At 43.0% G+C, this 18,395-nt stretch carries 22 protein-coding genes; 20 read left to right on the top strand and 2 right to left on the bottom strand.

Features of this window, described 5'->3' with window-relative positions; genetic code table 11:
• Nucleotides 1-11 precede the first annotated feature (11 nt).
• From ACJYYY_RS06715 to ACJYYY_RS06680, 8 genes are all read left to right on the top strand, one after another.
• Nucleotides 12-503 (top strand): BMC domain-containing protein, encoded by a 492-nt coding sequence (locus tag ACJYYY_RS06715; RefSeq protein WP_035315245.1) that lies wholly within the window; start codon nucleotides 12-14, stop codon nucleotides 501-503.
• A complete protein-coding gene (locus ACJYYY_RS06710; protein WP_051457024.1) occupies nucleotides 500-1,948 on the top strand; it encodes an acetaldehyde dehydrogenase (acetylating) in 1,449 nt (482 codons plus the stop codon). Before ACJYYY_RS06715 ends, ACJYYY_RS06710 begins: the two co-directional genes overlap by 4 nt.
• A 66-nt stretch (nucleotides 1,949-2,014) precedes the next feature.
• Complete coding sequence (gene eutM, locus ACJYYY_RS06705) at nucleotides 2,015-2,290, top strand: ethanolamine utilization microcompartment protein EutM (RefSeq protein WP_156921215.1); 276 nt, start codon at nucleotides 2,015-2,017, stop codon at nucleotides 2,288-2,290.
• A gap of 89 nt (nucleotides 2,291-2,379) precedes the next feature.
• Entirely contained in the window at nucleotides 2,380-3,021 is a 642-nt protein-coding gene (eutD, locus tag ACJYYY_RS06700) for an ethanolamine utilization phosphate acetyltransferase EutD (protein ID WP_035315247.1), read from the top strand.
• Entirely contained in the window at nucleotides 3,021-3,641 is a 621-nt protein-coding gene (locus ACJYYY_RS06695; protein WP_035315250.1) for a hypothetical protein, read from the top strand. The genes eutD and ACJYYY_RS06695 overlap by 1 nt, the downstream gene beginning before the upstream one ends.
• A gap of 16 nt (nucleotides 3,642-3,657) precedes the next feature.
• Nucleotides 3,658-3,972 (top strand): EutN/CcmL family microcompartment protein, encoded by a 315-nt coding sequence (locus ACJYYY_RS06690; protein ID WP_035315251.1) that lies wholly within the window; start codon nucleotides 3,658-3,660, stop codon nucleotides 3,970-3,972.
• Nucleotides 3,962-5,053, top strand: coding sequence for an ethanolamine utilization protein EutH (gene eutH / locus ACJYYY_RS06685; protein WP_035315252.1), 1,092 nt, complete (start codon nucleotides 3,962-3,964; stop codon nucleotides 5,051-5,053). Before ACJYYY_RS06690 ends, eutH begins: the two co-directional genes overlap by 11 nt.
• A gap of 14 nt (nucleotides 5,054-5,067) precedes the next feature.
• Nucleotides 5,068-5,520: a cupin domain-containing protein gene (locus tag ACJYYY_RS06680; protein WP_035315253.1), complete on the top strand. Its 453-nt coding sequence runs from the start codon at nucleotides 5,068-5,070 to the stop codon at nucleotides 5,518-5,520.
• Between the two features lie 667 nt (nucleotides 5,521-6,187).
• On the opposite strand, the gene ACJYYY_RS06675 is transcribed toward ACJYYY_RS06680, so the two are convergent.
• Nucleotides 6,188-7,825 (bottom strand): lactate permease LctP family transporter, encoded by a 1,638-nt coding sequence (locus ACJYYY_RS06675; RefSeq protein WP_035315254.1) that lies wholly within the window; start codon nucleotides 7,823-7,825, stop codon nucleotides 6,188-6,190.
• 386 nt (nucleotides 7,826-8,211) lie between these two features.
• Between ACJYYY_RS06675 and ACJYYY_RS06670 the strand changes: the two genes are divergently transcribed.
• Nucleotides 8,212-9,162 carry an L-lactate dehydrogenase gene (locus ACJYYY_RS06670; RefSeq protein ID WP_408869238.1) on the top strand — a complete coding sequence of 317 codons (951 nt, stop codon included), beginning with the start codon at nucleotides 8,212-8,214 and terminating at the stop codon, nucleotides 9,160-9,162.
• A 135-nt stretch (nucleotides 9,163-9,297) separates the two neighbouring features.
• Here the strand turns inward: ACJYYY_RS06670 and ACJYYY_RS06665 are convergent, their stop codons facing one another.
• Nucleotides 9,298-9,513: a KTSC domain-containing protein gene (locus tag ACJYYY_RS06665; protein ID WP_035315256.1), complete on the bottom strand. Its 216-nt coding sequence runs from the start codon at nucleotides 9,511-9,513 to the stop codon at nucleotides 9,298-9,300.
• Nucleotides 9,514-9,711: 198 nt separating this feature from the next.
• Here ACJYYY_RS06665 and ACJYYY_RS06660 point away from each other — a divergent pair, with 198 nt between their 5' ends.
• The 11 genes from ACJYYY_RS06660 to hisE all read left to right on the top strand — a co-directional run bounded on the left by ACJYYY_RS06660 (nucleotide 9,712) and on the right by hisE (nucleotide 18,383).
• Complete coding sequence (locus tag ACJYYY_RS06660) at nucleotides 9,712-11,109, top strand: helix-turn-helix domain-containing protein (RefSeq protein WP_408868742.1); 1,398 nt, start codon at nucleotides 9,712-9,714, stop codon at nucleotides 11,107-11,109.
• 131 nt (nucleotides 11,110-11,240) lie between these two features.
• Entirely contained in the window at nucleotides 11,241-11,684 is a 444-nt protein-coding gene (locus tag ACJYYY_RS06655) for a C40 family peptidase (RefSeq protein ID WP_035315260.1), read from the top strand.
• A 278-nt stretch (nucleotides 11,685-11,962) separates the two neighbouring features.
• Complete coding sequence (hisZ, locus tag ACJYYY_RS06650; protein WP_408868741.1) at nucleotides 11,963-13,129, top strand: ATP phosphoribosyltransferase regulatory subunit; 1,167 nt, start codon at nucleotides 11,963-11,965, stop codon at nucleotides 13,127-13,129.
• An 11-nt stretch (nucleotides 13,130-13,140) separates the two neighbouring features.
• A complete protein-coding gene (gene hisG / locus ACJYYY_RS06645; RefSeq protein WP_035315262.1) occupies nucleotides 13,141-13,782 on the top strand; it encodes an ATP phosphoribosyltransferase in 642 nt (213 codons plus the stop codon).
• Entirely contained in the window at nucleotides 13,779-15,065 is a 1,287-nt protein-coding gene (gene hisD, locus ACJYYY_RS06640; protein WP_035315264.1) for a histidinol dehydrogenase, read from the top strand. Before hisG ends, hisD begins: the two co-directional genes overlap by 4 nt.
• 4 nt (nucleotides 15,066-15,069) lie before the next feature.
• Entirely contained in the window at nucleotides 15,070-15,654 is a 585-nt protein-coding gene (hisB, locus tag ACJYYY_RS06635; RefSeq protein WP_035315265.1) for an imidazoleglycerol-phosphate dehydratase HisB, read from the top strand.
• Nucleotides 15,654-16,280 carry an imidazole glycerol phosphate synthase subunit HisH gene (hisH, locus tag ACJYYY_RS06630; protein ID WP_035315267.1) on the top strand — a complete coding sequence of 209 codons (627 nt, stop codon included), beginning with the start codon at nucleotides 15,654-15,656 and terminating at the stop codon, nucleotides 16,278-16,280. The genes hisB and hisH overlap by 1 nt, the downstream gene beginning before the upstream one ends.
• Entirely contained in the window at nucleotides 16,253-16,978 is a 726-nt protein-coding gene (hisA, locus tag ACJYYY_RS06625; protein ID WP_035315269.1) for a 1-(5-phosphoribosyl)-5-[(5-phosphoribosylamino)methylideneamino]imidazole-4-carboxamide isomerase, read from the top strand. Before hisH ends, hisA begins: the two co-directional genes overlap by 28 nt.
• A complete protein-coding gene (gene hisF, locus ACJYYY_RS06620; RefSeq protein ID WP_035315271.1) occupies nucleotides 16,968-17,726 on the top strand; it encodes an imidazole glycerol phosphate synthase subunit HisF in 759 nt (252 codons plus the stop codon). Before hisA ends, hisF begins: the two co-directional genes overlap by 11 nt.
• Nucleotides 17,723-18,076, top strand: a complete 354-nt coding sequence (hisI, locus tag ACJYYY_RS06615) for a phosphoribosyl-AMP cyclohydrolase (protein ID WP_035315273.1) — start codon at nucleotides 17,723-17,725, stop codon at nucleotides 18,074-18,076. The genes hisF and hisI overlap by 4 nt, the downstream gene beginning before the upstream one ends.
• Nucleotides 18,063-18,383 carry a phosphoribosyl-ATP diphosphatase gene (gene hisE, locus ACJYYY_RS06610; RefSeq protein ID WP_035315275.1) on the top strand — a complete coding sequence of 107 codons (321 nt, stop codon included), beginning with the start codon at nucleotides 18,063-18,065 and terminating at the stop codon, nucleotides 18,381-18,383. Before hisI ends, hisE begins: the two co-directional genes overlap by 14 nt.
• The last annotated feature ends 12 nt before the right edge of the window (nucleotides 18,384-18,395 follow it).

Below are 18,395 nucleotides of genomic sequence, written 5' to 3'. Positions count from 1 at the left end.
TGGCGATAATGATGGAAAATAGAGCGTTAGGCCTTATCGAAGTGCGTGGCTATCTTGGGGCAGTAGCGGCAGCCGATGCAACTGTTAAGGCGGCAGAAGTCGAATTGATTCAGGCTGAAGTCATTAGTGGTGGCTTAACAACGATTCAAGTGATGGGCGATGTCGGTGCGGTAACCGCTGGGATTGAGAGTGGTCGCATGGCAGCTGAAGCACTCGGTTGCCTTGTAGCAAGTCATGTCATAGCCCGCCTCGATGCAGAGACACAACAGTTAATTGTAAAAAAACAACCAGACGTTGCAAAAAAACAACCAGACGTTGTAGCGACTACTCCTAAGCGCGTCTTTGCTTACGACCAATTAAAACAGTTAAAGGTTGAACAATTACGCAAAATGGCCTTAAAAAACCAAGTGAAACGCATTAAAAAAGGCGATATTAAATTCGCCAACAAGCAAACTTTAATCGATGCGTTACTCGCTCATAATGAAAGTGGTGAAGATAAATGATATTAGATAAAGACTTGGCATCAATTCAAGAAGTACGCAATTTGTTAGCTGCCGCTAAAGCAGCCCAACAACAAATAGCTAGCTATCCGCAAGAAAAAATCAACGATCTTTGTCGGGCAATTGCCAACGCCTGTTATGATCAACGTGAACCATTAGCGAAGATGGCACACGAAGAAACTGGCTTTGGTCTTTGGCAAGATAAGGTGATTAAAAATGCCTTCGGTTCAAAAGTGGTCTTTGAACAAATCAAAGATATGAAAACAATTGGTGTTTTAAGTGACGATACAACTACTGGCATAATGGAAGTAGCTGTTCCGATGGGTGTGGTTGCTGGTTTGATTCCCTCAACCAATCCAACGTCAACTGTGATGTACAAAGCACTTATTTCAATCAAGGCGGGTAACGGTATTGTCTTTTCGCCACATCCAAATGCATTAAACAGTATTTTGGCAACAATTGCCGTTATTAACGAAGCAATTGAAAGCGTGGGCGGACCCGTAGGTTTAGTCGGCTGTATGAGTAAGGCGACAATGCAAGGCACGAGCGAATTAATGAAGCATAATGATACGGCGATTATATTAGCAACAGGTGGTTCGGCAATGGTCAAAGCAGCCTATTCATCAGGTACGCCAGCAATTGGTGTCGGACCTGGTAACGGACCGGCCTTTATTGAACGCTCGGCTAACATTAAACAGGCAGTCAAACACATCCTTGATTCAAAAACGTTTGATAACGGAACAATCTGTGCATCTGAACAATCTATCGTTGTCGAAGAAGTAAGTAAGGCAGCTGTTGTGGCTGAACTTGAACAGCAAGGGGGCTACTTTTTATCAGTGGCCGAAGCGAAGCAGCTGGAACAATTCATCATGCGGGCAAATGGTACGATGAATCCACAAATCGTCGGGAAGTCAGTGCAGCGAATTGCCGATTTAGCAGGTTTAAACGTTCCACAAACAGCCCGCGTGCTCATTGCTGAAGAAACACGGGTAGGACCAAAAGCACCTTACTCGCGTGAGAAACTCGCACCGATTTTAGCCTTCTATACAACGGCAACAGCTGAAGCAGCCTGTGCGCTTTGTATCGATATTTTAAACCAAGAAGGTGCCGGTCATACGATGGTGATTCACTCTGAGGATAAACAAATCATTCGCGAGTTTGCCTTGCATAAACCGGTGTCACGCTTATTAGTCAACACACCTGGTGCCTTAGGTGGCATTGGCGCGACAACGAACCTTATGCCGGCCTTAACGTTAGGCTGTGGTGCAGTTGGTGGCAGTTCAACATCAGATAATATTAGCCCTACAAACCTGTTCAACATTCGCCGTATCGCCTATGGTGTCCGTGAACTTGAAGAATTACGCGGCGAAACACCTGCAACAACAAATGATGCGCAGGAAGAACTAATTAATAGCTTGATTGAGAAAGTCTTAGAACGATTACATTAATAAGGAGCGTCTCGTACGTCACCTTATTATACTAATAAATACACAACTAATAGGAGGAATTATATTATGAATAACGCATTAGGAATGGTCGAAACAAAAGGTTTAGTTGGAGCAATTGAAGCAGCAGACGCAATGGTGAAAGCAGCTAACGTGCAATTAATCGGTAAAGAACAAGTTGGTGGCGGTTTAGTAACAGTAATGGTACGTGGAGATGTTGGTGCTGTTAAAGCGGCAACTGATGCTGGTGCAGCAGCCTGTGAACGTGTTGGTGAACTATTATCTGTTCACGTTATTCCACGCCCTCATACAGATGTTGATGCGATTTTACCAAAATCTTTATAAGTAGTGAGAAGTTAACGCGATAGAAAGGGCATGGAGGGTCAGTATATCCAGACCCTTTCTATTTTTTTATTGAATTGGAGGTCTTGAAAATGACAAATATCGAACAACTTGTGGATGAAATCGTCAAACGAATTCAACCAGAGATAACAACTAACACCGTGCTTGTTGAAGGCTCAGGCCGTCATGTGCATCTTGATCGCGCAACAATCGATGCGCTGTTCGGTGAAGGCTATCAATTAACAAAGGCAAAAGATTTATCACAGCCAGGTCAATATGCGTGCAAAGAGCGAATCACGATTGCTAGTGGTAAAAATTCATTTCAAAATGTCGTGATTTTAGGACCAGAACGACAAGCGTCTCAGGTTGAAATTAGTGCGACTGATGCGACGACACTCGGTTTACGTGTGCCAGTACGTGAATCAGGTGACATCGCAGGAACACCGGGCATCGTGCTCATTAATGGCGAACGCAGTGTGATTTTAAAAACTGGTTTAATTGTAGCAAAACGTCATATTCATATGACGGAAGAAGATGCGCGTCGTTTTAAGGTAACAAAGGGTGAAATTGTCCAAGTTAAAATCGATGGCTATCGCCCGCTTATTTTTGATGATGTCGTCATTCGTGTCAGTGATAAATTTGCAACAACGATGCATATCGATTATGACGAAGCCAATGCCTGTGGTTTAAAACCGGGTAGTCGTGGTGAAGTGCTTAAAAAGAGTGGGTTGTAATGAATGGGCCGGTGTTTGAGGCACTCGTTACGCAGGTGACTGACGTGCTAATGAGCCGTCTTGAACAACAGGATAAGCCCGTATTACTCGTGTTGGAGGCAACTTTAAACCCGACGGAGTTAGCTCGCCTAAGCGCGGTGTTTCGTGTGACATCTTGTTGTGCTACGGACGAGGCCGACGTTATATTGTGTGGGCTACTGCCGTTAACTCGGTTAGCTCGACTTGCGAAAATCGTGCCACAAGCAGGCGAAGAAACGTTGTGTGAGCATTTGTTAGCGGGAAAACCACTCATCATGCTAACGAGTCAGACCGTTTTAGCGAGCATACGTAAAACGGCACGCTATGCTCTGTATCAAGAAGTGCAACAGATTAACGTGACACTTGAACGTTACGGTGTCACGTTCGTCACGCGCAATGAATGCTGTGAAGTGATTTTACAACAACGCCTCAAACGAAAGTTGTTTTCAACAGGAGCGCCGAAAGCGGTGTTAACAGCACAACGCGTGCAGGCACTCGTCGCGGAGGGGGCAACAGAAATTAGCTGCTCACAACAGACAATCGTGACGGCATTGGCACACGATTATTTACGGGAAAATAAGATTATGTTGACGTTTACGTAGAAAGGAGTCGCAGATTATGCTAATTGGAAAAGTAACCGGAAGTTTATGGTCTACGCGCAAACACGAACAGTTAAACGGCATGACCTTTTTAATTGTCGCGGTCATCACAGACGAACAAACGAGTGCCAAACGGTCACTCGTCGCCGCTGATATAGTTGGAGCAGGCTTAGATGATTTAGTGCTCGTGACTGAAGGTAGTGCCGCACGCGCAGGGGCAGAAAATGAACAGGTGCCGGTCGATGCAATGATTATTGGTATTATCGACTCTGTCGATCGTGGCGCAGCACATACAAATAACATCACCAATCAGGAGGGAAACAATGAGTATTAATGAAATTATTATGTACATCATGGTGCTATTTATGATCTTAGGTGCGATTGATAAATGCATTGGCAATAAATTTGGTTTAGGTGAAAAGTTCGAAGAAGGTATTATGGCAATGGGCGCCTTGACCTTATCGATGGTCGGGATTATTACAATTGCACCCATACTAGCCAAAATATTAAGTCCAGTCATTGTGCCTGTTTATAGCTTTTTAGGGGCAGATCCAGCGATGTTTGCGACAACATTACTAGCGAATGACATGGGTGGTTTTAACCTCGCTGTTGAAATGGCACAAACACCAGCAGCCGGTCTGTTTGCGGGGACGATTTTAGGTGCAATGATGGGGCCGACACTTGTGTTTACGATTCCAGTAGCACTTGGTATCATCAAAAAAGAAGATAATCAGTATTTAGCAACCGGTGTGTTATGTGGTTTAATTACCATTCCGCTCGGCTGTTTAATTGGAGGACTTGTGGCAGGCTTCCCAATCGGGATGTTGTTACACAACCTTGTGCCAATTGTGTTAGTTGCCCTCATTATAATGGCAGGCCTTTGGTTTAAGCCTGATGCAATGATTAAAGGATTCACGGTCTTTGGTAAAGGTGTCGTTGTTGTCGCAATTCTAGGCTTAGCAATCGGCGCAACCCAACAATTGCTTGATGTGACACTTATTAAAGGTTTGACACCCGTTACTGAAGGGATTGAAGTTGTCGGGAGTATCGCCTTAACCTTAGCTGGAGCTTTCTGCTTAGTGTTTGTGATTACGAAAGTGTTCAAAAAACAATTGCTCGGGTTAGGAAAAGTACTCGGTATGAATGATATCGCAGCCGCAGGGATGGTGGCAACTTTAGCGAACAGTATTCCGATGTTTCAAATGATGAAAGACATGGATAACCGCGGTAAAATTATTAACGTCGCGTTTGCTGTTTCTGCTTCATTTGTATTAGGGGATCATTTAGGATTTACAGCGGGCGTGGCTCCATCAATGATTTTTCCGATGATGGTCGGTAAAATTGTTGGTGGGATTACAGCCATTTTTGTGGCAATGTACATGGCTAACCGCATGCTGAAAACAACTAAAAAATAACGGAGGTTAATGTTATGACTCAACTAGACCGTAGTGCGATTGAAGCACTTGTTCGTCAACTATTGTTAGAAAAAGGGATTGCAGCGGATCGTCAGGTCGATCCCAGTGGCGTAATCGCGATTAAGTTACCGCAATTAGATGTTTCAGAAGATGATCGTTTAGATACAGGAAACCCCTCGGATGTTGTCTATTGTAAAGACTTGGTCTCGTTAACTGAAAGTCCTCGCTTAGGCTGTGGATTGATGGTAATGAGGGACACAACTTTTGACTGGGAACTGGCCTACGATGAAATTGATTATATTATTGAGGGTCGTTTAGATGTCATCATTGACGGACGAACCATCTCCGCAGGACCAGGTGAAATCCTCTTAATCCCTAAAGGGAGCGCGATTCAATTTTCAGTAACAGGTGATGCCCGTTTCGTTTATGTGACTTATCCAGCAGACTGGTTACAAAAAGAAAATTAACCCTTGAGACTGAAGATAACCGCGGTTATAGGTTATTACGACTTGTTCGCTCGACGTTCCTAGAACGAAAGTAATTTAAAGCCGTTCTACACTGCAGTGATTGGAGAAAATAACATCTCGACTATTTCCCGACGCTACTTTTCCATGAAACATCATAGAAGTTTGCTGATTGAATGAGAGGAGATAACAGCATTTCGATTCAGCGCTATCATCTCGTAGCCAAGTCGCTTGACCACTTTTTACAGAAAAAGCAGTTTGATTTAACTTTGTCTACAATCTGCCCGTTTTTAAAAGGGGTGTAGAGGCATTCCCACACAGATACACCGTCTGTTTGGCAGACATCTAAAGCACAGCTTGTTCAAATTAAAAGCTATACACAAAAACAGCGCCCTTCTTATATGAAGGGCGCTGTTTCGGACTGAAAATAGACGCTGTTCTAGGTCATTACGACTTGCTCGCTCGTCATGCCTAGAACGAAAGTGAAATCAACCGGTTGGAAGAGAAATGAAGGCGACTATTTACCGTCGTTGCCATTTTTCTGAAAGGTGACAGTTTCTGGTTGATTGAACTAGAGGACATAACAGCCGTTCTATCCAGTCTTATCATCTCGTAAAAAAGTCACTGTAATAGAATTCCAAAGAACATGAAGTCTGTTTCATTTGTAATGCTACATAAAAATCATTGAGTAAAAAAGACTGAACAAGCCAACGATAATTAAGAAAGATATGCTGTATTTCACTGTGAACTTGAAGAGTTGACTTTCACGACCTACGAGTCCAACAGCAGCGGTTGCAACAGCAATTGATTGTGGTGATAACATTTTAGCCATGTCGCCACCGAGGACGTTAATCGCGACCAGGAAGGCAGGGTCGACACCAATTTGAGTGGCGGTTACCGCTTGCAGTGGCGCGAATAATGAGCCACTATTAACGACAGAACCTGTTAAGAATACACCTAACCAACCAAGTACTGGCGAGAATAGTGGGAACAAGCTACCTGTACTTGCAAGTGCAATCCCCATTGTGGCAGATATTCCTGAGTATGTACAGATAAATGATAGTGCTAAAACGCTACAGATGGTTAAGATTGGGCGCCATAATTCTTTGACGGTTTCGATTGCCGTGTCTTTATACGTTTTGAAACTTACTTTGAAGATGATCATCGTTAACAACCCAGCTAAAGCAATGGCGGTTGTTGTATTGGTAAATAAATCAAGTTTGAAAATAGCGGCCATTGTCATTTGAGCTTCAACAACTGGTGCGGATTGAATAACGGTGTTATGTAGACCCGGAATTTGAATGAAGAAAATCAGTTTCTCTAACGGGCCACCAGCTGCGAATAAAGCTTTAACTGGGTTCAAGTTAAGTACGGTTACAAAAACAGTTAAAAGAATAAATGGTAACCAAGCGAAAATGATTTGTGTCATTGAATAGTTTGTTTTTTGTTCAAGCGGTGTGACTTTTTCGGCTTTATTGATACGATAGATATCTTTTGGTTGCCAAAAACGTAATAAAATGATGAGCGCGATTAGGCTTGCAAGTGCCGCGAAAATATCAACGAGAGCCGGTCCAATCGTATTGAGGATTAAGTATTGTACGCCGGCAAATACACCGCCACTGACTAAAATAGCTGGTAGCGTTTGACGAATCCCTTTGAAACCATCAATCGCGAAGATTAAAATGAACACAATTATAATAGAAAGAATTGGCATTAAGACAGATGTGTAAGCAGAGACGTCAAGCGCATCTAAGCCAGTTAAAAGGGCTGGTGATGATACGGGAATCCCCATCGCCCCGTAGGCTCCACCTGCGATGTTGGCGAGTAAACAAAGGCCCGCTGCATAAAGTGGTTTGAAACCTAAACCAACTAATATTGCAGCTGTAATCGCTACAGGTGCACCGAATCCGGCCGCCCCTTCGAGGAAAGCTCCGAAGGCGAATGCTACGATAATAACTTGAATCCGTTGGTCGGCTGTTACCGAAGTAATCGAACTCTTGATGATTTCAAAATAACCGGTTTTGACAGTTAATTTATAGAGGAAGATGGCAGTGATAATAATACTAGCAACTGGCCAGATGGCTGATAAGACACCGAGTGTTGTTGCACCAAAAACCTTTTGAATGGGGAAATCATAAACAGTCATTGCGATAATTGCAGCCACGATGATACTGATAAGACCTGAAATGTATCCTTGTAATTTAAAGACAGTTAAACAAAGTAAAAAGGTGATGATTGGCAAAGCTGCGACGATGCCTGATAACGCGATGTTGTCTAATGGATTGTAAATTTGCATCCATTCATTCATTAATAATCGACTCCTATTCTATTTGTAAGATATGTTCAAAGATGTAGTTATCTTTTACTACATAAGTATACATGTAAGACTATATATATAGATGAGGGAAATAAGTCTAAAATCGTAATTTATAAAAAAAGAAAGAAAGAAAACGCTATCAATGTTATTGTAATAGGGATGCATAGAAAATGTCTAAAAAGTGACAATCTAAATACTTGTAAAAACGCTTTCAATCATTGGTGTGTCAATATTGGAAGGTGGACACATCTTGTTCATATCTAATGTGTTTTATGCAGAAAAATGTATTATCATGTTGTTTTATAGTATCGATTAAACTTATAATGAGGGTGTAAATTACAAAAACAAATGCAGGGGGAATAACAATGACAATTAAAATTCCAAACAACAAAAAAGTAATCTTAGTAGGTGACGGTGCAGTTGGTTCAGCATACGCATTCTCATTAGTAAACCAAGGTATCGGTAACGAACTAGGTATTATAGATGTAGATAAAGCACGTACAGAAGGCGATGCATTAGACTTAAAACATGCCTTACCATTTTTATCACCAATGAAAGTATATTCAGCTGATTACTCAGATTGTGGCGATGCAGATATTATTTGTATAACAGCTGGAACCGCCCAAAAACCAGGAGAAACACGTTTGCAACTCGTGTCTCGTAACCTCCGTATTTTAAAATCAATATTAAATGAAATCATGAAAACAGACTTTAACGGCATCTTCTTACTAGCAGCAAACCCTGTTGATATCCTCTCATACGCAACAATGAAATGGACAGGATTCCCTCCAGAACGCGTTATTGGTTCAGGTACGTCACTCGATACAGCTCGTTTACGTCAAACATTAGCTGAGCTTGTACATGTTGAAGCGGGTAGTGTTCACGGTTATGTATTGGGTGAACACGGTGATTCAGAATTCATCGCATGGTCAAACATCCGTATTGGGAACTTACCAATTGAAGCATGGACTGGTGAATTATGCAAAGAACAAAAAGAAAAAATCTTGTCAGAGGTTCGTGATGCAGCCTACTACATCATCGAACGTAAGGGTGCAACATACTATGGTGTGGCCAGTGCATTAGCTCGTATTACACGTGCGATTCTAAACAATGAAAATGCTGTGTTACCATTAAGTGTTTACATGGATGGCGAAAACTATGGTCTTAAAGACGTCTACATTGGTACACCTGCGGTTGTTGGTGCTCACGGAATTAAAAAAATTGCCGAAGTCCCATTGAATGCAGAAGAACAGGCAGAAATGGAAAATTCTGCAGCTGTTTTACGTAAAATCTTAGACGATTCATTTATTCCAATCGACGCTGAATAAAACGTTCTTTCAAAGTAATCGTTCAAAAAAGACCCCGAAGCATCCGCTTAAAAAGCGATTGTCTCGGGGTCTTTTTTTCAGATTAAGGTCAAAAAAAACCCTGAATCCATTTGGACTCAAGATTATGATATATCTTTACGCTTCAACGACTGATCGGAATTCAAAGCTGTTTTCGATGTAAACGTTATAATATTCTCCTTTTGACGCTGCGGACATCAGTCCTTGGAAAATATAAGAAGGTACATTCAAATATGCGTATGTTGTGGCTGCTAATTTAACATGTAATTCTTGTTTTGTTTGGTTATATCCAATACTACTGATTGTTTCTGAAACAACAGGATGCATGTTCATATATTTCACCTCCACTCACTTTAACTATACCATGTATTTAATTAATAGCTAGTTGAATTTTAAAAAATTCAGAAAATTACTAGTTAATAATAAGGAGTTAGCCACTTTTTGTTTTATTAGTCGACATGGTAAAAAGTGCTCGTTATACTGGATATGTAATCAGTCAAGTGCCGATTAAAATGAATAGAGGAGGGCGACATGGATGTCATTTTGGAAAAACATCTCGTTCGTAAACTCACTTTACTCACCTTATTACAACAGCAAGATCTGAGTTTAACGGCAGTGATGCAACGGATTGTGTGTTGTAAATTTATCCTGCTACAAGATATATCAGAAATCAATGAGTTAAGTCAAATTATCGAGATAAACAATAACAACGTTCAGTTGGTGAAAACTCATCAAGTCGATGTTGAATACATTCGACAATGCTTAATTAAACAGTCATCAGCGATAATGTTATTAGCAACTGTGCTTGAGGGGGAACCATCTGTTAAAAGCGTGGCCGAGTGTTGTTACACGTCAGAGTCGTGGGTACGGAGTATCATCCGGAAATGGAATGCGTATTTTCACAGGCGAAAACTGCCTTTTCGTTTAATTTTATCCCATTCACAGATTAAAATGATGGGGGTTGAGCGAGCGGTTCGACAGTTTTATCAAAAATTACTCAAACTAGTGGCAATAACAGATATTAGCACGCAAAAATTGGAACAAGAATCATTATATAGTGAGTTTTTCCGTAATGTTAGTTCTTCTAGCGATATCCAACTAGGAGAGGGAGAAGTCGCTAGTGCTTATTTTTTTTTAGTTGCAGCCGCTATTCGTCTGCGACAAGGGCATTTTGATGATTGTGATAATATATATTATGAGGAAGCGGCCTATCGAAAGTGGTTGGGTTATGCTTTTTTTAGACGTGTGCTGAATCATCATTTTCAAATGTTTATGACAGATGAAATGATGGCGCAATTACTCCCACGTTATTTTTTGTGTGGCATAATGCCTGTGGCAGACTTTAAAGTTAGCGATAAGTTAAGAGGAGCACTCGTATCACTCATTGATGAGTTTGCTGAGCGACAACGACTTGCTCAGTTGCCTGAGGCAGCGAAACTCGCTGCTGTGACAGTCTTAGGATGGCATTATTTATATAAACGAGACGTTTTGTATGTTGTCGACGATTGCTCTGAACAACGTTTGAGGGAGTGGCAGACACATTTTCCATGGTATGAGATCGTTGAAGAACTCCTGGAGCGAAACAGTCTTTTGTTGGAGACGAGTGAACAACAACGTTATTTTATGCTGGCTTATATTGATGAGCTAAATCGAAATTTTCAACTCGAATACCGGTTAATTGAGGTTAAAAAGGTGCTCATTCATGCCAGTTTTCCTCATTATAAGCAACGACAGTTACAAGCGCTAATTGAGGCTTATTATGGGAAGCGTGTCTGTGTGAAAATCGTCGAATCAGGAAAAGAAGTGTTACAGCGGACAGATTTTATCATTACAAACTATCAGTTAAATAATAAGGATGCAAAGCAAATTTTAATTTATCCACGGTTAGTTACCCATGAATGGTTACTGCGACTAAATAGTATTTTATAAAAAAACAAGTGTTATCAGTATAAAGATAGTGCAAAAAGGATACGTAATATACGTACAATTGCAACATGTTTGTAACATGGCGATGTTATAATTTAAAAAATAAACATCATTAGGAGCTAGGAGGATAAGACGTGAAATTCTTTATAGCAGTGATTACACTTGTGGTCGTGCTAACGGCTACGACACCCGTCCAACCAACTTCAGCAGCTGTATCAAAACAAACTAAAATTGTACAAGAGGCAAAAAAAACAATCGGTGTTAAATATAAAACTGGTGGCACAACAACTAAAGGGTTTGATTGTTCGGGCCTAACTCAATACGTTTATAAAAAGGCCGTTAATAATAAACTGCCACGCACCTCGCAACAACAGGCGCAGGTGAAAGCGAAAAAAATTGCGGTTTCGAAAGTTAAGGCTGGCGACCTGTTGTTTTACGGGAGTGAAAAAGCAGCATATCATGTCGCGGTTTGTATCGGTAATGGTCAAATGATACATGCGCCAAAACCAGGTGATAAGGTAAAAGTAACAGCGATTAAATATTATAAACCCACATTTGCTAAACGCGTTGTAAAATAAAAGCGAAAGCAGCTCGTTCAACTTCGAATAAATTGGAAGGGAAAAGGTCAGCGACTATTTACCGTCGCAAGAAGCGAGTTTGCAGTTTGTTCGGAATTAAAAGCGGGTTAATTCAATTTTGTCTCCAATCTGGAACTGACAGATACTGTCAGTTCTTTTTTTATTTTGACAAAAGTCTGAATATTTGCAATTATATATTTAAAAGAAGGGTTGCTAAAAACGCTTTAGTACGGTACTATAGTAACAAGATAAAGGATAACGAAAGTTGGAGGGGTAATATGAGTTGGAATCGGGCGTTACCGTATGGTACGAGGGATAAATTATTTGATGAATCACGACGGATGACAGAGGTGTCATATGCAATTTTGAGCAGTTTTTATCAACGCGGCTATCAACAAATTGAAACACCGACGTTTGAATATAAGGAGATTTTTTCGAATACACTTGATGAACGTGATCCGCATTTGTATCAATTTTTTGATAAACGCGGCCGCACCCTAGCCTTGCGTCCTGATATGACCTTGCCGATTGGTCGCGTTGTCTCAACGATTGGGTTAGAAGGTCCATTGAAATTAACATACAGTGGTAAGGTTTTTAGGGTGTATGACGAATTCACTGGCAAAAACAATGAGCAAATGCAAAGTGGGATTGAAATTATTGGTGGGGATCCGTTAAAGGCCGAGGTTGAAGCGGTTGCCAGTGTGATTGAGATGTTCAAGGTGTTGGCAATTACCGATGTAACGATTGAAATTGGTCATGCGGCCATTTATCAATCTTTAACGAAGGAGTTACAACTGGACGCAGCGGCCCAACAACAGTTGGCGAGCTTGCTCGAATCAAAGAGTTTATCAGGAATGCGCGAGTTTGCGAAACAATACCGAGCAGAAGAAGCTTTGTTATTGCAATTGCCCCGTTTGTTTGGCACACCTACGACGATTAAACGGGCGGTTGCATTAACGACATCACCAACAATCAAAGCTGCGCTGCAACGAATGGGTCAATTGATTGCACAGCTCGAAATGATGGGGTACGCCCGTTATTTATCAGTCGATTTAGGGATGGTGCAAACGTTTGATTATTATACGGGCGTTATTTTTAGAGGCTATACAAACACGTCGGCGCAAGAATTTCTTAGCGGTGGGCGCTACGATGAACTGTTTCAACGGTTTGGGGGCGAGAAGCGTACGGCTGTTGGCTTGGGCATTAACCTTGACGAAGTGGTTCGCTTGAAACAACACGAACCGGTGAGTCCAACGAATAAAATGATTCGCACACTTGTTCATTACGATGTGTATGCCTGTGAAGTCGCGGCTTTAACAGCGACACCACAGACGGAATTAAGCTTATGCGCAACGTTAACAGAGTCGCTTACGTATGCACGTGAGCATCAGTTTCAACGGGTGCTAGCATACAGTGAAACAGGGATAGAAGTTATCGAGGTATAGGGGGAGAACGTATGAGTATTACAATAGCATTAACGAAGGGTCGCTTAGAAAAACAAACGATTGCCCTTTTTGAACAACTAGGAATTGATTGCACAGAGGTACGCGAGAAGGGTCGTAAATTAATTTTAACAAGTGCCAACACCGACATCCGTTTCATTTTAGTAAAAGCAGTCGATGTTTTAACCTATGTTGAGCACGGCGTGGCCGATATTGGGATTGTTGGCAAAGATGTCTTGCTAGAAAATGGTAAAGATGATTATGAAATGCTCGATTTACAGTTCGGTGCCTGTGATTTTTGCCTTGCCTCGGTTGCTAGTTATGAGCCAACGAGTCCGCGCCGTAAAGTGATTGCAACAAAGTACCCGAACGTCGCGGCCAACTATTTTCGTGAGAAAGGTCAGGATGTCGAAATCATCAAGATTGAAGGGTCGGTTGAAATTGCCCCGCTTTTAGGGTTAGCTGATGCCATCGTAGACATCGTTGAAACAGGTGAAACCTTACGTGAAAATGGTCTTGTTATATTTGACAAACTGGCACCGATCTCCGCGCGTTTAATCGTCAACCGGACGGCTTTGAAAAAACAAACAACACCGATTTTTAATTTGATTGACCAGTTGGATGCTTACTTACAACAAGGGGGCGAGGCAGAATGAAACAGATTCAAACAAATGCGAGCGGTGCCAAACAGTTACTAGCTGATTGGGAAACGGCTGAAACGGCTGACATTGAGGCAATCGAGCGCCAGGTGAGTGAAATGATTGCAACGGTACGCGCAGATGGCGATACGGCCCTACACGCCTATACGGAACAATTTGATGGCTTAACACTGCCACGGTTCCGTGTCGCGCAAACAGAAATCGATGCGGCTTATGCCGCAGTTGAACCCGCCTTTATTACGGCACTTGAACATGCGCAGCGTAACATTGTGTCGTATCATGAGCAGCAAAAACGGACGAGCTTTATGGATACACCCGCAAGTGGCATTATCCGCGGCCAGTTAATCCGTCCACTCGAAGCGGTAGGTGTTTATGTCCCAGGTGGCACAGCGGCATACCCATCATCGGTGTTAATGAATGTCATCCCGGCTAAAATTGCGGGTGTGCCTCGGATTGCGATGGTAACACCACCGGGTAAAACGGGTGTAAATCGATACATTTTAGCAGCGGCCAAAATTGCGGGCGTTGACGAAGTATATGCCTTAGGTGGTGTACAGGCGATTGCCGCTCTCGCCTACGGCACGGAATCAGTGCCAGCAGTCGATAAAATCGTCGGACCTGGGAATATGTACGTTGCCACCGCTAAAAAGCAAGTGTATGGGCAGGTGAGTATTGATATGATTGCTGGTCCATCTGAAATCGTTGTGATTGCGGATGAACAGGCTAATCCACGTTACATCGCCGCCGATCTCTTGTCACAGGCTGAACACGATGTTCGTTCGCGGGCCTTATTGGTGACGACGTCAGAAACGTTAGCAACTGCCGTAACGGCTGAAATCGAGCGTCAATTAATCACTTTACCACGTGCAGCGATTGCAAAGGCAGCGATAGACAGTTACGGCACCGCCTTTATTGCTTCGTCGTTAACAGAGGCGTTTGCGATTGTTAACGCGATTGCGCCAGAGCATTTAGAAGTACAGGTTGAAGGGGCGTTTGAGTACTTACCACTAATTAAGCATGCGGGATCGATTTTTCTCGGAGCGTATGCGTCGGAACCGTTGGGCGATTATTTAGCCGGCCCGAATCATGTGTTGCCGACGAGTGGTACGGCTCGTTTCTTCTCGGGTTTAAATGTCGATGATTTTTGTAAAAAGTCAGCCTACATTTCGTATACAAAGGAAGCGCTCGCCCGTGATAAAGATGATGTGATTTACTTAGCAACAAAAGAAGGACTCGATGCACATGCTCGTGCCATCGCTATCCGTTTTGAGGAGGAATAAAAGGATGAGAACAGCAACGATTAATCGTCAAACAGGCGAGACAAACATCGCTTTAACGTTAAATTTAGATGAGGGTGCAACGATTACAATTGATACAGGTGTCCCGTTTTTTGATCACATGCTACACCTGTTTGCCAAACATGGCCGTTTTGGGCTCACTGTGAAGGCTGAAGGCGATGTAGAAGTTGATGCGCATCACACGGTCGAAGACGTCGGTATTGTTTTAGGACAATGTTTACGGCAGGCGTTAGGCGACAAGGCACAGATTGTCCGTTACGGTTCGCAGTTCGTGCCGATGGATGAGGCGCTTGGCTTAGTCAGTTTGGATTTAAGCGGTCGCTCTTACATGGTCTGTGACGCTGTTTTCACCAATCCAAAGCTTGGCTTATTCGATACGGAATTGGTACAAGAATTTTTTCAAGCGGTTGCCTTTAATGCCGAAATGAACTTGCATCTGAAAGTATTATACGGAGTGAACACACATCATAAAATTGAAGCCTTGTTCAAAGCGTTTGGTCGTGCCTTGCGCGAAGCAGTTACAATCGATTCCAATATTACAGGAGTCAACTCAACGAAAGGGGTGTTGTAATGATCGCTGTAATTGATTACGATACAGGCAACACAAAGAGTGTCGGAAAGGCATTGGCTCATATTGGCCTCGAACATGTGATTACAGCTGATCATGCGGTTATCCGTAGCTGTGATGGGCTGATCCTCCCTGGAGTCGGTGCCTTTGCCAGAGCAATGGCCAACATCGAGGAACGCGGCTTAGCAGTGCTTGTTAAAGAACTTGTGTCTGAAGGCAAACCGTTGCTCGGCATTTGTGTGGGGATGCAACTGTTATTCGACTCAAGCAGTGAGTATGGGGAGACAAGCGGTCTTGGGTTAATCCCCGGGGCGGTTGTACGATTACCTCCGTCAAATTTAAAAGTGCCACACATCGGTTGGAATCAGTTACACGTTAAGCCAGCAACAGTATTTGCTCCGCTTGATGGCGAAAATGTCTATTATGTGCATTCGTATTACGCAAAGACGGACGAGCGATATGTTGTCGCAAAGACGGATTATGGCGTACAAGTACCTGGAATCGTCCAAAAGCAACATGTTTACGGCACGCAGTTTCATCCAGAAAAAAGTGGGGACGTGGGCTTCAAGGTCCTCCAATACTTTAAAGAGGTGGTGGTCAAATGTTCATCTTCCCAGCAATCGATTTAAAAGATGGTCAATGTGTTCGTCTTTATCAAGGCGATTTCGCTCAACAAACCGTCGTAAATCCTGATCCGGTCGCGCAGGCCAAACAATTCGAAGCAGAGGGTGCTCGCTTTTTACACTTAGTTGACTTAGATGGTGCCTTCCAAGGGGTGTCGGCTAATTTAGCAGTAATCGAAGCAATCGTAGCTGCGATTAACATACCCGTTCAATTAGGCGGTGGCATTCGCACGTTGGAACACATCGCCATCCTACTAAATCGTGGCGTCAGCCGTGTGATTCTAGGGTCAATCGCCTTAAAAGATCCGGCCCTTGTAAGTGCTGCAATCGAAACATTTGGTGCTGAGCGGATTGTCGTTGGCATTGACGCTCGTGAGGGTCTCGTTGCTACTGAAGGCTGGCTCGAAACGAGTGACGTTAGTTACTTAGACTTGGCAAGGGAAATGAAGGCACGCGGTGTGAAATTAATTGTCTTTACCGATATTGGGCGTGATGGCACGCTAACCGGTCCTAATCTTGAGCAATTGGAGGCAATGAATCAACTCGGTGGCATAGCTGTGATTGCCTCTGGCGGTGTCTCCTCAAAGGCTGATTTACAAGCCTGTGCCGCTTTGGGGTTATACGGTGCAATTACTGGTAAAGCTTTATATGAACAACGCTTGACGATGGCAGATGTGGTGGAGGTGGCTGGCAATGCTTTGTAAACGAATTATTCCCTGTTTAGATGTTACCGATGGTCGCGTCGTTAAAGGGGTCAACTTTGTTGATTTGCAAGATGTCGGTGACCCCGTTGCAATCGCCAAACAGTACAACTTAGCGGGTGCTGATGAACTGGTGTTTCTTGATATTACGGCAACACACGAACAACGCCGAACGATGATTGATGTGGTAGAGCGCACGGCTGCTGAGGTGTTTATCCCCCTAACCGTTGGAGGAGGCATTACGTCAGTCGCCGAAATGAAAGCGATGTTGCAAGCGGGAGCTGATAAAATCTCATTGAATTCAGCCGCATTGAAAACACCGGAATTGATTCGTGAAGGAGCCGAAAAATTCGGTTCTCAATGTATTGTTGTGGCGATTGATGCAAAAAAAGAAAACGGTCATTGGGATGTCTATGCAGGCGGTGGTCGGATTGCAACAGGGCGTAACGTGATTGACTGGGTCAAAGAGGTCGAGGCGTTAGGTGCCGGGGAGTTGTTAGTAACGAGTATGGATCAGGATGGCACAAAGGATGGCTATGATATCGCTTTGTTAGAAGCGATTACGGCGGCAGTAGCGATTCCAGTCATTGCGTCAGGCGGTTGTGGTAATGCGCAACATATCGTCGATGTCTTTGAACAAACAACAGTGGATGCTGCCTTGGCCGCTTCGATTTTTCATTATGGTGAAGTGAGTGTTGCTGAGGTGAAAACAGCAATGGCTGCTAACGGAGTGGCGGTGCGTAACTTATGAGTTTAGCGTTTAATAAGCAAGATGGTCTTATTCCGGCAATTATAGTCGATGACGTCAGTGGTGACGTATTAATGTTAGGTTATATGAATGAAGCGGCTTATCAATTAACAGTTTCGAGCGGTCATACGTGGTTTTATTCACGTAGCCGTAATGAATTGTGGCATAAAGGAGCAACGAGTGGGCAGTATCAACGCGTCAAACACATCACGAGTGATTGTGATGAGGATACGTTGCTGATTCGGGTCGAACAACTCGGTGGCGGTGCGTGTCATACTGGTGCAACCTCATGTTTCTTTAATAATATCAGTTTTACAGCCAGTGAAGGGGGCGTTGAAAATGGAAGCAATTAATCGTTTAATGACCGAAATACGGGCACGTCAAACAACGCCTAAAGTCGGCAGTTACACGAACTACTTATTCGATAAAGGCGAAGATAAAATCTTGAAAAAAATCGGTGAAGAGGCGACGGAAGTCGTGATTGCAGCCAAAAATGATGACAAGGCAGAAATCTTGCTTGAGGTGGCTGACTTGACGTACCACGTGCTCGTTTTATTAGCCGAGAAAAACATTAGCTTGGCTGAACTAGCGACTGAATTAGAAAGTCGCGAGGGTAAACTATCAAAAACAACGGATCGTAAAGCAATCGATACGTTATAAATAGCAAACAGA

The sequence above is a fragment of the Brochothrix campestris genome (assembly GCF_046058945.1).
Lineage (GTDB): Bacteria > Bacillota > Bacilli > Lactobacillales > Listeriaceae > Brochothrix > Brochothrix campestris.
The sequence above is the reverse complement of the archived record's forward strand: the minus strand, read 5'-3'. Positions and strand labels throughout refer to the sequence as shown.

Coding starts and splice junctions, on each gene's coding strand:
- hisA (WP_035315269.1), top strand. CDS start 16,253: ATGTTCATCTTCCCAGCAATCGATTTAAAAGATGGTCAATGTGTTCGT.
- ACJYYY_RS06710 (WP_051457024.1), top strand. CDS start 500: ATGATATTAGATAAAGACTTGGCATCAATTCAAGAAGTACGCAATTTG.
- eutH (WP_035315252.1), top strand. CDS start 3,962: ATGAGTATTAATGAAATTATTATGTACATCATGGTGCTATTTATGATC.
- ACJYYY_RS06665 (WP_035315256.1), bottom strand. CDS start 9,513: ATGAACATGCATCCTGTTGTTTCAGAAACAATCAGTAGTATTGGATAT.
- ACJYYY_RS06680 (WP_035315253.1), top strand. CDS start 5,068: ATGACTCAACTAGACCGTAGTGCGATTGAAGCACTTGTTCGTCAACTA.
- hisF (WP_035315271.1), top strand. CDS start 16,968: ATGCTTTGTAAACGAATTATTCCCTGTTTAGATGTTACCGATGGTCGC.
- ACJYYY_RS06695 (WP_035315250.1), top strand. CDS start 3,021: ATGAATGGGCCGGTGTTTGAGGCACTCGTTACGCAGGTGACTGACGTG.
- ACJYYY_RS06690 (WP_035315251.1), top strand. CDS start 3,658: ATGCTAATTGGAAAAGTAACCGGAAGTTTATGGTCTACGCGCAAACAC.
- hisB (WP_035315265.1), top strand. CDS start 15,070: ATGAGAACAGCAACGATTAATCGTCAAACAGGCGAGACAAACATCGCT.
- eutM (WP_156921215.1), top strand. CDS start 2,015: ATGAATAACGCATTAGGAATGGTCGAAACAAAAGGTTTAGTTGGAGCA.
- ACJYYY_RS06675 (WP_035315254.1), bottom strand. CDS start 7,825: ATGAATGAATGGATGCAAATTTACAATCCATTAGACAACATCGCGTTA.
- ACJYYY_RS06715 (WP_035315245.1), top strand. CDS start 12: ATGGAAAATAGAGCGTTAGGCCTTATCGAAGTGCGTGGCTATCTTGGG.
- hisD (WP_035315264.1), top strand. CDS start 13,779: ATGAAACAGATTCAAACAAATGCGAGCGGTGCCAAACAGTTACTAGCT.
- ACJYYY_RS06660 (WP_408868742.1), top strand. CDS start 9,712: ATGGATGTCATTTTGGAAAAACATCTCGTTCGTAAACTCACTTTACTC.
- eutD (WP_035315247.1), top strand. CDS start 2,380: ATGACAAATATCGAACAACTTGTGGATGAAATCGTCAAACGAATTCAA.
- hisI (WP_035315273.1), top strand. CDS start 17,723: ATGAGTTTAGCGTTTAATAAGCAAGATGGTCTTATTCCGGCAATTATA.
- hisG (WP_035315262.1), top strand. CDS start 13,141: ATGAGTATTACAATAGCATTAACGAAGGGTCGCTTAGAAAAACAAACG.
- hisZ (WP_408868741.1), top strand. CDS start 11,963: ATGAGTTGGAATCGGGCGTTACCGTATGGTACGAGGGATAAATTATTT.
- hisH (WP_035315267.1), top strand. CDS start 15,654: ATGATCGCTGTAATTGATTACGATACAGGCAACACAAAGAGTGTCGGA.
- hisE (WP_035315275.1), top strand. CDS start 18,063: ATGGAAGCAATTAATCGTTTAATGACCGAAATACGGGCACGTCAAACA.